The sequence below is a fragment of the Sphingobacterium allocomposti genome (assembly GCF_008124885.1).
Lineage (GTDB): Bacteria > Bacteroidota > Bacteroidia > Sphingobacteriales > Sphingobacteriaceae > Sphingobacterium > Sphingobacterium allocomposti.
This window is the reverse complement of the sequence record NZ_VNHX01000004.1, coordinates 11,374-27,083: the sequence shown is the minus strand read 5'-3', so window position 1 is coordinate 27,083 and position 15,710 is coordinate 11,374. Positions and strand designations below refer to the sequence as shown.

Annotated in this window: 10 protein-coding genes; 2 read left to right on the top strand and 8 right to left on the bottom strand. The window is 50.9% G+C overall.

Annotation, left to right across the window (positions count from 1 at the left end; all coding sequences use genetic code 11):
• Positions 1-65: 65 nt before the first annotated feature.
• From BC792_RS04140 to BC792_RS04110, 7 genes are all read right to left on the bottom strand, one after another.
• A complete protein-coding gene (locus BC792_RS04140) occupies positions 66-977 on the bottom strand; it encodes a dihydrodipicolinate synthase family protein (protein WP_148907730.1) in 912 nt (303 codons plus the stop codon).
• Between the two features lie 49 nt (positions 978-1,026).
• Positions 1,027-2,712, bottom strand: a complete 1,686-nt coding sequence (locus tag BC792_RS04135; RefSeq protein ID WP_148907729.1) for a sialidase family protein — start codon at positions 2,710-2,712, stop codon at positions 1,027-1,029.
• A 2-nt stretch (positions 2,713-2,714) separates the two neighbouring features.
• Entirely contained in the window at positions 2,715-4,217 is a 1,503-nt protein-coding gene (locus BC792_RS04130) for a LamG-like jellyroll fold domain-containing protein (protein WP_148907728.1), read from the bottom strand.
• A gap of 8 nt (positions 4,218-4,225) precedes the next feature.
• Entirely contained in the window at positions 4,226-5,338 is a 1,113-nt protein-coding gene (locus BC792_RS04125) for a sialidase family protein (protein ID WP_148907727.1), read from the bottom strand.
• An 11-nt stretch (positions 5,339-5,349) separates the two neighbouring features.
• On the bottom strand, positions 5,350-6,816 hold the full coding sequence (locus BC792_RS04120) for a RagB/SusD family nutrient uptake outer membrane protein (protein ID WP_211357472.1): 1,467 nt from the start codon (positions 6,814-6,816) through the stop codon (positions 5,350-5,352).
• 26 nt (positions 6,817-6,842) lie between these two features.
• Positions 6,843-10,073, bottom strand: coding sequence for a SusC/RagA family TonB-linked outer membrane protein (locus BC792_RS04115; RefSeq protein ID WP_148907726.1), 3,231 nt, complete (start codon positions 10,071-10,073; stop codon positions 6,843-6,845).
• Positions 10,074-10,369: 296 nt separating this feature from the next.
• Positions 10,370-11,065, bottom strand: coding sequence for a FadR/GntR family transcriptional regulator (locus BC792_RS04110; RefSeq protein ID WP_148907725.1), 696 nt, complete (start codon positions 11,063-11,065; stop codon positions 10,370-10,372).
• Positions 11,066-11,237: 172 nt separating this feature from the next.
• On the opposite strand from BC792_RS04110, the gene msrA reads away from it, so the two are divergent.
• Complete coding sequence (gene msrA / locus BC792_RS04105) at positions 11,238-11,906, top strand: peptide-methionine (S)-S-oxide reductase MsrA (RefSeq protein WP_148907724.1); 669 nt, start codon at positions 11,238-11,240, stop codon at positions 11,904-11,906.
• A 59-nt stretch (positions 11,907-11,965) separates the two neighbouring features.
• On the opposite strand, the gene BC792_RS04100 is transcribed toward msrA, so the two are convergent.
• The gene (locus tag BC792_RS04100; RefSeq protein WP_246154840.1) at positions 11,966-12,985 is read right to left on the bottom strand and encodes an alpha/beta fold hydrolase; all 1,020 of its coding nucleotides are present in this window, start codon (positions 12,983-12,985) and stop codon (positions 11,966-11,968) included.
• Positions 12,986-13,311: 326 nt separating this feature from the next.
• On the opposite strand from BC792_RS04100, the gene BC792_RS04095 reads away from it, so the two are divergent.
• Positions 13,312-14,733 (top strand): RtcB family protein, encoded by a 1,422-nt coding sequence (locus BC792_RS04095; protein WP_148907723.1) that lies wholly within the window; start codon positions 13,312-13,314, stop codon positions 14,731-14,733.
• The last annotated feature ends 977 nt before the right edge of the window (positions 14,734-15,710 follow it).

Genomic DNA, 15,710 nt, shown 5'->3' with positions numbered 1-15,710 from the left:
ATGACAGATCGTTATTGTACTAACAAGTAGGTGTAAGAAAAAAGCCACATAACGCATAATTACATTTATAAGCTATTTACGAGTTCCAAAAAGCCCGAAGATGCCAAGTCTTCGTACAGTTTACGTTCGGTATCCGCATTTAAGGATTGCAGGGGCAGACGGGGATCTCCCAGGTCCAACCCTACTTTTTTCATAATAGCACGTTGCGTCGGAATCGGACCATACTTTACCAGCAACTGTACCATCTTTACAGCATGGAAATGAAGCTGTTCGGCCTCTTCAATTTTCCGTTGTTCAAATAAGTTTATCACCTCGTTATATAAACGGGCGGCATAATTGTACGTACTGCCTATAGCTCCCTTTGCTCCTACAGCCAGGGCAGGAAGGAGCAGCTCATCGTACCCGAAAAGAATATCGTATTTCCCGTCTTTATAATGTAAACATGCCTGATATTCGTTTATGGTCGATGCGGTATATTTAATGCCCGCAAAGGTGGGTATGTATTGCCCCGCCAATTCGAGGAACTCGATCATATCCACCTGAATGCCGGTAATATTCGGGATGTGATAATAGTAAAACGGTGTCCGTGGAGCTGCCGAGGCGATTTCTGCCATACTGTCCACGAGGTTGTTTACGGTATTCGGTTTGAAATAGAAAGCAGAAACGGCGGATATATAATCGGCCCCTATGGCCTCCGCATGGGCAGCGAGGCGCCTTGCTTCCCGGATGGAACTATGTCCCACATGCACAAACACAAGTAAGCGGCCACGGGCGGCTTTCATATAAGCCTCCACTACCTGCATCCTTTCTTCGGTAGACAGACTTGGTCCTTCTCCGTTCGTGCCACAGACAAATATTCCCTTCACATTCTGGGCCACCATGTGTTCCGTAATTGCGGGTATCAAATCAAAATTAATCGATCCATCCGGTTTGTACGCTGCAAATGTCGCTACTATTAATCCTTTAACTTTTTTCATGCCATGTAAAATGTCTAATTTATTCTTCGAGATCCTGCGGTTGAATCGCTTACTTGTTATCCGCTTTATTTATTAAATCTGCTACCGCAAACTTCTGGAACACCATATCTGCCTGGCTGCTCTCATACAAAATGCCGATATAGGCCTCATCGACGGAGGTGATGCAGGAGTATGCCCTGCTGCTCCCTTCGTCCAATAGCAGCTGAAGCTCCTCGGGCCACGTGCTCCCCCCATCCAGGCTTGCTTTCAATGTCATATGGATTCTTTTGGACTTGTGATTTGGGTTCGAGAAAAACAAGATCGACCTACTGCCGTCCGCCGAAGCTATGTCGTGTCGGAACAAGCTGGCCATACAGGTCGGCTCCGGCAAATCGCGGAAAGAAGTGGGATGTTCCTTCCACGTAACTCCCAGGTCAGACGACACACTGACAGCCCGCCCATTATCTGGCCCCCAATTATCCCGGTTTTTGTTTGCCCGCATGTTGAGCATGAGCTCGCCGCTAGGTAGTGCAACTACGGCACACTCGGTTGTTCCGCCTTCCACATCGATTGCCTTCGCAGACGACTTCCACGTCCGGCCTCCGTCCGTGCTATAGGTGATGTTCGAAAAGGGTTTGCCTGTATGGTCGCGTCCCTGCGTAGGAAACACGAGGGTACCGTCCGGCAGGGTGATGCCGTTGCCCGGCGCCGGTGCCCATAGCCACCACTCCTGCTCTTTTCCCATCTGCGTAATATTTACAGGTCTGCTCCACGTCTTGCCATCGTCGGTGCTCTTCACCAGCATAAACTGCGCGCTCTGCTTAACATCGAAACCGGGCTGCGACCCTTTCTTTCGCCATTGGTGATTCCAGACCGTGCTTGTGTCCTGCAGGTTCTCTATCCACTTCCCGTTATCGTCCAACACACCGTACATCCACGTTGCGGCAATGTATATGGTACCGCTGGTGCTATCCACCAGAATACATGCATCCGACACGCCGTTGAACTTCTGCGGCAGCCCGCCCCACTCGCCCATATCCATAGCGATCTGCATAGGCTTCCACGTCTGTCCACCGTCTTCACTCCGGTGCAAGCCTATGTCCATATGGCCTTGCAGGTCCCGTGCGCTCTCATACCGTGCATCGAAGATCGCCAGCAAGGCTCCTGTCTTTGTGCGGGCCAGGCCCGGAATCCGCGATGTGTGTACGTTGTCCTGATTATGCCGCCGTACCGCCACAGCGGGATAGAACGTCCTCTGATTTATTGTCTCCGGTTTATAGTTTTTTCCTGCCACACGGATCCGCCCGGCTTTCAACATAAATGTGTCGGCCAGCTTCCATGTGGGCGGCAAGGTGCACGCCACGTAGAAATAAGATTCTCCGCCGTCCAACACCGCATCGCCGGTTATAACCGCTGAGCTGCCAGGTCGCAGCTCTTTACGTGCGAATAGCGACCATTCCCCGGCTGCTTTGCTCCGGAATGCCGTATCCGATTTCGCATAATAAATAGACACCCCCACATTTCCCGCAGCAGCATCCGCCTGCAGCTGTAGAACAATTTCCTGCAGACGCTGTCCTTTTTTTCCATCGACTTTAATCCTGGAGACGATGGTCTCCTGGGCAATGACGACCGGTACCTGACGTTGGAATTCGATATATTCAGGTCCTCTTCCGTTTGCACATACCCACCCGCCGGAAAACACGTCAAGCAGGAGGACACAGATACCTATAACGAACTGTACATGTAACTTACTCATCCTTAATATTCAAATAGTGATTTAACTTCTGTTTCGCTCAGCGCCTTCCTATAGATGATAAGATCATCCAGGTCGCCCTTAAAATAATTATCAAATCCGGCTACCATTTCCTGCAGGGCAATTTTAAACGGCGCCCCGTTGGAAACGACCTTAACGGTGTTCGTGGTTCCCTCCCGAACAAGCGCACCGTTGACGTAGATTGACGACCGGTTGCCATTGCGTACACAGACAACATGGTTCCACTTTCCGTCCGTGACAGAACGGTCGCTATTCAGTATAAAACCTCCAGTGGCATCCTCGGTATTGAATCGCATCTTTCTGTCGGTCGTATTATCCCCGAGCCGGAGCCACGTCTGATTGTCTCCTGTTCCGTTCTTACCGCTTTCCTGCCATACCATCATTCTCGACGTATTGGAGGATCTCACCCATACCGATATGGTGTAATTACGATTCGAAAAGTTCAGCGCATCGTGGTCCGGTATCACCAAACCACCGGCCCCGGCAAAGGAAGCCGCTTTTCCGGTTGCCCCCGACCGGTCGGCACCGTTAAACGATGGCGCCTCGCCCTGCACCTGCGGCGACAATGCATTTGCCGACAAGTCGGTTACGTTCCTGTCAAACGGAATCAGCAGCGCAAGATCGGTGTTGTCGACCACACGGATGGCCTTTTCTTTCACCACCGTCTTACTTGTGTATTCGTTGGATACGGTCAGCTTGACGCGGTACATTCCGGGAGCGGCATAACGCACGACCGGTTCCTTTTCGTTCGACGTACCGGACGACGCACCTTCAAACTCCCAGTGCCAGCTTTCCGCCAAACCGATAGATGCGTCGAAAAAGCGCACGTCGTATCCTGTCGGAACCGTACTGTACGCCGCATCAAAATCAGCTTTTAGATCCCGGGGATCTAAGACCGTTAAATAGCCTATTTTCTCTGTTTTATCGCTGTATCCCGGATTTGAAACAGTAAGGGTCACATCGTAAACCCCCGGGTTTTCGAACACCACCTTCGGTTCGCGGTCGGTGTATTTAATCTCATGATCTGCGCTTTTGAATACCCATTCCCAAGACGTTGCCACGCCCTTGGTCAGGTTTGCAAAGGCAATCTCCTCCTGAATATATACCGTCGTATTTGCTGTCGCAAAATCGGCTGTCAGCGGGCCATAGCCCACCGTTATATAGTCTTCGCGAACCACCTCATGGGAAGCATCTCCCCGGGTGGCCACAAGCGTAACCTTGTATGTACCCGGAAGTTCGTAAACGACGGCTGGGTTAGCCAGTATCGACGTATCGGGCGATCCGCCTTCAAATATCCACTGCAGCCGGGACGGCATCCCTTGAGACCGGTCCGAAAACATCACCGAGTCGCCGGCAGCAATTTCCTGTTTATCCACTGTAAAGTCTGCTTGTAACGGCCCCAGATCAGCCTCTTCTTTGCTACACGAAAGAATGGACACGCTAAGGAGCGACAACACGACCACATTCCATATTGTTTTCATCTTCATCAGGTTCGTTATTTAAGGTTATCCAAGGATATGACTTCAAACGCTATCCCCTCATTTGCATCTGACACACCGCGTTCATAAAGCATCGCGAGGTTATCAGGGTCCAACAAGGCCATGTCTGAGTATGCCGCAAATTCTCCGTACAGCAGCTGCTCTTTCGGATAGGTTCGCCCGTCGTCGTAGCTCACGCGCAGCGTCATGTTCCGGCGGCGCGTTTCGTGGGCCGGATTGGCAAACAACAATATCGACCTATTGTCGGTATCGGTAAAGGTAAGCATGCTTCCCTGACAGACAGGATCTATCAATGTCTGATGCACCTCGGGCGAGCTCCACGATAGCCCTCCGTCTGTGCTCCTTGAAAGTAGTCTGCGCTTATCGCTGTTCGGACAGCGCATGTTCAGCAGCAGATCACCGTTGGAAACTTCCGCCACCGTACATTCATTGGGTTTGTAGACAGGATGGGAAGGAATACCGCCTAGTTTCCACGTTTCGCCGTGATCGTCAGAATAGATAGTATGTGCATTCCCGGTATGGTCGCACGGAATGACCAGCCGGCCCGCATGCTCGCCTTTTTTAAGCTGTATACCATGAACGGGGCCTGTGGCGTACCACGTCCAGTTGTCTTTTTTAACGGAAGCCGTGATGTCTTTAGGCTCTGTCCACGTAACGCCGTCGTCTGCCGAGCGTGTAACATACACACGGTCGTTGTTCCAGCACATCAACAGATGAATCTCTCCCGTCACTTCGTCGACCACGGGAGCGGGGTTTCCGGCGGTATTATCGCCTGCATCCCAGATAACAGACATATCATCCCACGTCTCCCCGTTATCCATGGACCTACGAAGCACGAGGTCGATGTTGCCGTCGTCTGCACAGTTGTCCTTCCGCGCCTCTGCGAAAGCCAGCAACGTGCCTTTATTCGTCCTCACCAGCGCTGGGATCCGATAACAGGCATAATCTTTATAGCCTTTCTGGTAGATATAGGGTGCATCCAGCTCATTGTTATCACGGTCAAAATAATCGTCGGGGATACGCTCGCCCAGTTCGCCGTCACAGGAATAAGATAGGAAACAGGCGATTATCAACCCCATTATCGTTCGTATATAATTGTTAGTTTTCATGGTTGTCGAAATTAAAATGAATAGCCTTCCGTCTGCTCGAGCAGCGGGTTCAGGTCGATCTGTGCCTGCGGTATCGGAAAAAACAGCGGTATATTTTTTCCTTGTAGGCTAGGAACCTCCTCGTAGGCATCTATCGTACCGCCAAAGTGAAAGCGTACCAAATCCGGCCAACGTTTCAGCTCCAGGTAGGTCTCTTTAAATGATTCATTTAAAATAGCCTCCTCGATGCTTCTTTTGGCCATCGGGCCAGTGTACGGGCCTACCGCGGCGCGCTGACGTACCGCATCAAGGGCTTTTACCGATTCCTCCAGCTGTCCGAGCGCTGCTAAGGCCTCTGCGTGTAGCAGCTGCAGCCCTCCCCAGCGGTAGATAATGATATCGTTATCGTAATGGCGGTCGTCGCTAAAACTGGTTCCGCGGAACTTGTTGTCGAACACACCGATTGTGCTTCCATTTGCGGCTACAGCCCTGATGATGGATACATTTGTCCTTTTATCCTGTGGATATGCAGCGAAGGCTTCAATCAGCTTGTTACTGGGAGCGTACACGCTGCGTGCTCCGTTTAAGGCATACGGTATCTGTGCGGCGTTGACCGCGTTCTGCACAAAAATGTTCCGGGGTTTCAGGCGGCTGCTATAGTGGTCAGACTTCTCATCCCGTTGAAAGTGCAGAGAAAGCAATATCTCTGCGTTCTTTTTGCGGTCGGTGGCGAAGATATCGCCAAACTCAGCCATGGGGGATACAGCAGCGAGCGCTATGCGTACCGACTGCAGCGCCTGCTCCAGATCTTGCTGATTTCCTTGCAGCACCTTAGCCTTCCACAGGCATAAATCTGCTTTTAAAGCGTGAGCGGCGGCTTTAGATGCCCTCGACTTATCACGAACGCCCTCTTCCGGGAAAAGCCCAATGGCCTGATCCAGATCTGCGAGTAGGCGTTCCGCCACTTCCGCAGCGGCCAGCCGTGGCAACGGCTGCTTGTCGTCGCTTTCCGTAGGTTCGAGCTCCAACGGGACATCGCCGAACGTCCGGATCAGAATGAAATACACATACGAGCGGATGAACAACGTCTCAGCCATTGCCCTGCTCCGATCATGCTCGTTTACGTACGTAATGGTAGGCGCATATTTAAGCAGCATGTTACACTGCTGAATCACTTCATACAGCTCCAGCCAGTTTGGTGCATTGGCGTTGTTCAGGTTTTGCTGCCAGGCGGGCGTTACGCCCGATTCTAAACCCTGCTCAAAAGCGTCGCCCCGATCTTCCAACCAATAAGTCGTGTTCATCACCCCATTCGTTCCCGTACCGCTGCCACCGCGAAATCTATTATAAATCCCGGTCAGGTAACCGTTTACGTCGTCGGGAGCATTCCAAAAGCCATTACCAATGATGGCCGACTCCTGTTCCACATCCAGAATGCTATCGCAGCCCGACAGCAGACAGATGGAACAAACTAAAACCAAAATATTTTTAAAACGCATGATATATATGTTTTTGAATACCTTCATTAAAATGTCACCGAGAGCGCCGCATTAAACTGCCTTGGTCTTGGATATTCGCCTTGATCATTCCCCTTATAAATTTCCGGGAAAAGACCATCGTAGAATGTCCAATAGCCGAGGTTGAAAGCCGCAACTGTCAGATTTAACCCCTTAACGCGCGCCTTCTTCAGCCAGTCGCCCTGAAACTGGTAAGATAGTGACAGCTCCCTGAACGCCAGGAAGTCTCCTTTCGAATAATACAAGGAGTTGTTGCTGCTATATCCCGATGTTCCACCTATGCCGTTTGAATTCCGTAAGTGGTTCCGGAAGTTATAATCCGCATCGCTCTGCACGGTGTAGCGCGGGATTTCCGCTACGTCGCCCTGCTCGTTCCACACGTTATCGCCCATCACGTCCTTGATTATCATGTTGTTGTTCCGTGCGCTGCCCATGACCCGCGCCTTCCAGGAGTTGTCAATAACATGGCCTATGGCATAATCTACCACAAATCTGAACGTGAAGGCTTTATACTGCAGCGTATTGACCATTCCGCCTTGTTTATCGGGGCGTATGTACCCCATGAACACCATATCACGGTAGTCGATGATACCATTTCTATCCTTATCGTACCAGATGGCGTCGCCGCCCACTTTCTGCCTTCCGTTAGCCTCCACATCTTCTTCCGCGTTTAATGCTTCCTCGTCTGTGCTGTACACACCGATCATCTGATAAGCGTACCGTGCACCAAACCGCTCTCCCTCTGCAAATCCGCCGACCTTGACATACTCCTGTCTGTCGGTATCCCAGACGAAGTTTCCGCCGCTGCGATTCTTGTCCTCCTGATTTTCCGGCATCTTAACAACGGTTGCCCGGTTAAACGAGAACGTGAATCCCAGATCCCAGTTAAAATGCTCACTCCGTATGGGCTGGCCCGAAAGCTGCAGGTCGATTCCGCGGTTGGCAATAGAGCCGAAGTTGCTTCGTATCGAAGCGAATCCTGTGGACGACCATAATGGCCTCATAAAAAGGCGATCGCTGGTCACCTTGTTATAGTATTCGGCAGTTAGCTGCAGCCTGTTTCCAAAGAAGCCCCAATCTGCCCCAACATCAAACGAAGTCGTGGTTTCCCAGATCAGATTGCGGTTGGCCAATACGGAATTATTGATTCCCACTGCGCCGTCGTAAGGGAAGCCTGCGGCATACTGGCCTTGGGCATCTGCTATCGACAGTTCATTGTTACCGGTCTGTCCCCAGCTGGTACGGAGTTTCATCTGATTTACATACGGCGACAGGCTTTGCCAGAAACTCTCCCGATGCAGGTTCCATCCTGCAGAGAAACCCGGGAAGAAGCCCCACCGGTTATTTTCCGCAAACCGCGACGAACCATCCACACGGAAACTCGCCGACAGCATGTATTTTGCCTTGTAGTCGTAGTCCGCACGGCCAAAGTAACTCATAATAACGTCGGTTGCTTTCGTTGTCGTGATACGCTGCGTCTCCGGTTCCGTGGCGTTTAACGTAGGAATGTAGTCTGTAGGCGCATTATAGCCACTGCCGCTCATATGGTACGTATGGTCGTTGATATAGCTAGACCCCAGCAACACATTAATATGGTGCTGCTCGGCAAAGCGTTTGTCGTAGGTCAGCAGGGCATCGGCCTGAATTTTACGGAACTGTTCATGCACTGCACTCGCGTTCCGGTTGCGGTTTGTTTCATTGGAAGCTTCAAAATAGTTCTCGATACCTTCCGTCGTGTTGTAGTATAAAGCTGGAGCAAACTTTAGTCCCGGTAGGATATTATAATCCAGTCCCAGTCCTATCGTTGTCCTGTATACCTTTACATCGTTATATTTTTCTTTATAGTACACCTCATAATGGCGGCTTCGGAAATTCGCTGGCCCCTCGCCCGGAGCCGGCGATCCATCTTCGTAGTAATCGCGATAGGTAAACGGCATCGTGATCGATCGCGACAGGACATTTTGATAGTTCCATGGTGCGTTGGAGCTCCTCATCTGGTATGAAAAATTCGAACGCAGCTTCATCTTTTCGTTTAGGTTATATTCGCCATTGAACAGCGCGCTGTAGTTTTTATATTCCGTACCGACCACCGTACCCGCCTGGTTGTTGTGTCCCAGTCCAAGATAATAGCTACCGAGGTCTCCCCCGCCGCTTACATTCAGATCGTATTGGGTAGAACGGCCGTTTTGAAAGGTCATGTCCTGATAGTCGGTTTCCTTAAAGATCAGATGCCTTTGGGTCACGGGGTCAATCATCGTTTCCCAACCGTGGTTTTCCATCAGGTCGGCAACATAGTCCTGACCGTATTCCTGCAGGTAGGTATCCAGGAAAGCCAGCGTGTTCCTGCTGTTACGTGGATTGCCGGTCGACATCCCATAGGCGCCGCTCGAAAGGAACATCTCCGGGTTGGTCTTATTAAACTTGTGGGTATTGAGCCGGCTGATATAAATATAGTCGCGGGCACTGGCAAAGTCGTACCGTTTGCTCAATTGCTCGAGTGCAGGCGTGATCTTAAAATTAATGGTCGGCTTTCCGGCACTTCCGGATTTTGTTTTAATGATAATTACGCCGTTGGCGGCCCGTGCGCCGTATATGGCTGTAGATGCGGCATCTTTGAGCACCTGCATCGACTCGATGTCGTCCGGGTTTAAATCGGAGATATTCCGCATCGTCCCGACGACACCGTCGACAATCATCAGGGGCGCATCCCCCTCTGGCGACGTAGAGCTTCCTCCACGGATAAAAATCTGCGGATTGGCACCCGGCTGTCCATTAGAAACCTGCAGCGAGACACCGGCCACTTTGCCCTGCATCTGCAACAAGGGATTTTGTCCCGGCGCATTTGCAAACTCCTTGGCGTCGACCTTGCCGACGGATGTGGTTACGGTAGCACGGCTCTGTTCGCCGTAGCCAATAACCACGACCTCGTCGAGGTCGGTCTGCTCCTTGGTCAGCGCAATGTCGAGACGTCCCGTTGCAGGAACGTTCACCACATGCCTGCGGTAACCGATCGCGGAAAACACGACCTGGGCGCCCACCTGCTGCGCTCTTAATAAGAACATGCCGTCCGCCGACGTCGTCGTCGACGAGCCGCTCCCCGTTACGGTTACCCCTTCCACAGGAGTTCCCTCGTTGTCCTTCACCTGTCCCGAGAGATCCCGGACCTGGCCGAATAGCGGCACAAGGCAACATGATAACATGAAAAAAGAAAATAATTTCTTTAAAACTGATCCCCTCATAATCAGATTTTTAAATGATTTAAAACTTGGTTATTTAATACTTATGTAGAACATAACAACAAATATAAAGTATTAAAATGCAGACTTGCAAATTTTTAGGGTATTTCTTTAACTTTTTGTTGGTTAGTATATTGGCGGGCTCTGGGTGTGGCGGGTCTTCGGCTTAGTCGCAGACAATAAAAACGGCCGAAATGTATCTTTCGACGGGGCTCAAGAAGACATTTCAGCCGATATCGCGGCAGACTTCGAACACATGCCGCACGGGTAGTCAATGTTTCCGGGGAGCGGCCGGGAGTTTAACTTAGCCGATCAAAGTGCGGGCTAAGATGAATCCGCATCGCTTCCTTAAATTCCTGGGGTGTGCCATTTTTTATTATTTGTACGAGATCGGCGTGTCCAACATGGCTTATCGGCGGAACACCGTGCAATTTTTCTTCCTCGGCGACAACATATTCGAAAATAGGCAGAAGCAGGTTCTGGAACCGCATGATGGTGGCATTCCCCGTCATTGCATACAGCTTGCCATGGAAAGCAATCTCGTGCTTAACCTTGAACGAAGCTTTATTCTGGTTGGTACTTTTCTGAACGATCCTTTCCAGTTCAGCTACATCCCCGTCTGTTTTTCTCCGGAAGATCAAATCGGCAAGCCCCATTTCCAGTACCATCCGGAGTTCGAACAGGTCCTGCAACGTCTGCTGCTCTAAAATAAGTGGATCCAGCACCCGCTCAAAACCGCCAAATATGTCAGGTTCAGAAAGCACCATCCCGCGCTTCTTTTTGGATTCGATCATACCAAGCATCTTCAATCTGCTCAAGGCTTCCCGCACGACATTGCGGCTCACCTCGAGTGCTTCTGCCAACTCCAGTTCCTTCGGTATAGCATCTCCAGGCTTGAACGCGTTTTTCTTAAAATAGTCGAGCAGTCTTCTTTCGACAATATCTGCCATTGTCACACTTTCCACCTTTTCTATCTGATACGATTCTAGTCCCATATGTTCAAATTTTGTTCAAATGTAGCACATAAAAATAGGACAAATATTTTTTTTTTACATTATCCTGTTTTGTGATATTGCGCTCAACTTTTACACGGCCTGTTGAATTAAGTGGCGTACGCCTTCAAATTCCCTAAAAAAGAGTAACTTTAAACGGTCAACACATCTCGTCATGAAACGCTCAAATTGCCTCGTATATAGCATTAACCTCTGCATAGCCGCGCTCATGGCACTTTCAATTTCGTGTGCACAAACCCATTCAGGCACCGCCAGCGGCGACACCACGAGCCGCACCGCTAGCTCCGGTACCGATACCGCGACGTTTGCGGCCGGCTGTTTTTGGTGCGTGGAGGAGCAGTTTAAACAGCTGGAAGGCGTCGATACGGTAATTTCGGGATACACCGGCGGACACGTCGCAAACCCCACGTACAGCCAGGTAATCACGGGTAAAACGGGGCATGCCGAAGCCTGTCGTATTGTTTATGACCCGGCCCATATTTCCTATGACGAGCTACTGGAGGCCTTTTTTGTAGCCCACGACCCCACGCAGCTCAATCGGCAGGGCGCCGATATTGGCACACAATACCGTTCCGCTATCTTTTATCACAATGCCCATCAGAAGGAGCGGGCGGCGTATTATATTAAACGGTTAAACGAAGAAGGCGCCTACGATCGGAAAATAGTTACCGAAGTCAACCCTTACACTGTTTTCTACCGTGCCGAAGACTACCACCAGAACTATTATTCAAACAATGCAGAGGAGCCGTACTGCCAGCTTGTCATCAAACCAAAGCTTGACAAGTTCAAAAAGGTATTCAACGAAAAACTTAAACGGAACTGATATCCTCCAGCGCCCCATGTCGGACAACCCGGCTGAACACGAAATAATACAGCGCGGAATTACTGCTGTTTTAGAAAGTCCACGAGCGGCTTCATAAACCGGTCAAAGGCTTCGATGTGCGGGAGATGCCCGACGTTGTCCAGCTCGACCAGCTGCGATTGCGGGATTTTCTGTTGCGTTTCCTTTCCGAGCAGCTGATACTGGCCCATGCTGGCCGCCACCTTCGGATCTTTCACATTGTTTTTGCCGATAGCCGTCCTATCGCGCGTCCCGATGATCAGGAGCGTAGGCACCTTAATCTGGGAAAACTCGTATACGACGGGCTGTGTAAATATCATGTCCGAGGTCTGCGCGTTGTTCATTGCCACCACCGGATATTCGGGGTGCTTGGTCCATCCGGTAAGCAGGTATACCCATTCATCGTATTCCGGCTTCCACTGGTTGTCGTAGTACGATTTCAGCTGATAGTCTTTCGTCGTTTCATAATCGGCCTTCAGCTCGTTCTGGTAGTTCTGATCAATCGAAACATACGGCGCCACCAGCTTCCAGTCTTCCAGACCTATGGGATTTTCAAGCACCAGCCTGTCGACCATGTCCGGAAACATCAAGGCAAACCGCGTGGCCAGCATCCCTCCCATCGAGTGGCCCAGCAGGGCGATCCTGTCGACGCGCAGCTCGTCGAGAACAGCTTTGGTATTCCGGGCCAGCTGCTGGAACGTAAACTGATAGCCCACGGGCTTCGACGACTTTCCGAAGCCGATCTGATCGGGAACAACGACACGATAGCCCTCCCGCGTCAGCGCGTCGATGGTGGTTTTCCAATAGGCGCCATTGAAATTTTTGCCATGCATCAGAACCACCGTTCTGCCGTTCGGGTTTTCCGGCCGGACGTCCATATAGGCCATCTTGAGCCGTTGGTTCTGACTGTTCAGTTCCAGGTAGTGCACCTCAAAGGGGTAAGCATAGTTCGTTAGCATAATATCCAGTACAGGCCGTTGTGCCTGCGCAAAAGCCATATGGAAGGTTGCAAGCAGAAAGATAAAGAAGCTGAAATGTTTCATATGTTGTTGATTATTCATCGTGTTTATTGTTAATGGCGTTCGTGGGCCCGCCCTTAGCCACTTCTGTGGTAAATAACAGCCGGCCGCTGCGATAAGTTTGCCCGAACATGAAGAATTTCGGTTATCCGCCTCTCTTCTCCGACCTGTGAAGTAGGTGTGTTTCGCCACCAAGGCCGGAGGCGGTGCTCATCATAGCGGCGTCCGTCCGATTAGCGCAATCAAAATATCTTCAACCCACTTTTTGGAAAAAAGCAGAACAACGGAAAGAGGTTGTTGTTCCTTGCAATAAAGAGTAATGTGTATCTTGATGAATATCGACTTGCACGTCAGCAAAACAGAAAATTATGGAAAACAAGCGCATCAACGGCAACGATCTGATTGCCTTAGGATATAAAGAAAACCACGCCATGGGCGTCGCGTTGAAGATCAACAAAAAAAGGCTGGGCTACAGCCGCGAACAGATGTTGGACAAATTCAGGGATGTGCTGCATAATCCGGAGTCGTACCTTGACGATAAGATCTTTCACCCGTTGGCCGAGGTTTTGTTGAAAATAGACACCATTGAGCGCGAGACGGTCGCCTTGAAGGACGCACCGGACAGCTACACCGTATACGGCGCGGAACACATTGAAGAGGGAGCCAAAAAGCAGATGCAGGTGGCTATGAAGCTACCCGTAACGGTGGCGGGCGCCCTGATGCCCGACGCGCACCAAGGCTATGGACTGCCTATCGGCGGCGTCCTTGCAACAGACAACGCGGTCATTCCCTACGGCGTGGGTGTAGACATCGGCTGCCGCATGGCGCTGTCCGTATTCGATCTGCCCGACAGCTACATCGCAGCCCACCACGACAAACTGAAGAAGGTGCTCATGGACAATACGCGCTTTGGCGCGGGCAACGGTTACCAACGGCACGAGCGCGTAGACCATCCTGTGCTGGACAACGAGCTGTTTAAGACCCATGGCTTCATCCGGTCGCTGAAAGACAAAGCGTGGACACAGCTGGGGTCATCGGGTGGCGGAAACCATTTCGTGGAATTTGGCATTATCGAGTTTGCTGCGGGCGACGATGCGTTAGGCGTCGGGCGCGGGCAGTATCTGGCCCTATTGACGCATTCCGGTTCCCGCGGACTGGGCGCTACCATAGCAGGCCATTATACGAAGCTGGCAAAAGAGATCTGCAAACTGCCCTACGAGGCCCAAAATCTGGCTTATCTGGACCTCAACACGGCCGAAGGCCAGGAGTACTGGCTGGCCATGAACCTCGCAGGCGACTATGCGTCGGCCTGCCATGAGGTGATCCACGATAAGATCAGGACGGCACTTGGCGCCGGGCTGTTGGCCAAGGTGGAGAACCACCACAACTTTGCGTGGAAGGAGCAGTTTGACGGCGAAGAGGTCATCGTTCACCGCAAAGGAGCTACGCCGGCCAGCCGTGGAACGATGGGGATAATCCCCGGCTCCATGGCAACACCGGGCTTTTTAGTGCGCGGCAAAGGCGAGGAGGCTTCGATCAACTCCGCCTCCCACGGGGCCGGACGCCTGATGAGCCGTACGCAGGCCATCAAAACGCTGTCGCCCACGGCGTTGAAAACCATGCTCAGCGACTATGGCATCACGCTGCTTGGCGCAGGCATGGACGAAGCCCCGATGGCGTACAAAGATATCCATACCGTCATGTCGGCCCAGTCGGACCTTGTAGATGTTGTGGCCACCTTCGTACCTAAAATTGTGCGTATGGCCGACGATGGCTCGAGAGAGGATTAATTTACGGGGCAGAATACCGAGGCAATCTTATTAAAGCAAGAGGTTGACTTTATTCCACGGCAGCCCTGTGCGTCGGAAAGGACAGGCATCGGTTCGACTGCGCCAGCGGGCCGCAATAATAGATATTAGAAGTGAGAAATCAGAAGTGAGAAATCTCACTCATCTAACTTCACCTCACGACTTTACAAATCGACGACTTTACGGCTTATAGCCATTCGCCATCTGCCATCCGCTATCAGCCTCTCACTTTACATCTTTACGAATCAACAACTTTACGGCTTATAGCCATTCGCCATCTGCCATCCGCTATCAGCCTCTCACTTTACATCTTTACAAATCAACGACTTTACGGCTATTATTAGGAGTTAGAGTAGTTAGATGGGTTAGAATGGTTAGATGACGCTCGTTGCTATCAAAAACCACTTCACGATTTATAGCCATCTGCCATTTGCTATCTGCCATAAGCCATCTGCTATTAGCGTCGGAAAGGACAGGCATCGGTTCGACTGCGTCAGCGGGCCGCAATAATAGCCGTGAAGAACCGTTCCTTGTCTGAACGAAGTGAGTTTGGAACGGTTTAGGCTAGGATAAGGCACGGTAGCATCAAGAACCTCGGCCGAAGGACCTTGTTTACTTGGGTCCTTCCAAGTAAAACCCCGCCCCGGGTTGAGGGGCTATAAAGAAGTGAGAAATCAGATATTAGACGTGAGATTTGAGTAGTGAGTATGGAGAAGTGAGAAGATAGATGTTAGTAGTGAGATTTGAGTAGTTAGAAACTAGGGATGAAGTAATTTTCGGTTCATCCTAGGAGCTCGGGCCTTTACTAATCAACAACTTTACGGCTTATAGCCACTTGCCATCTGCCATCTGCCATTAGCCATTGGGGCCTTTACATCTTTACAAATCCACGACTTTACGGCTTATAGCCATTCGCCATCTGCCATCTGCCATTAGCTATCTGCATCTGCCATTTGCTA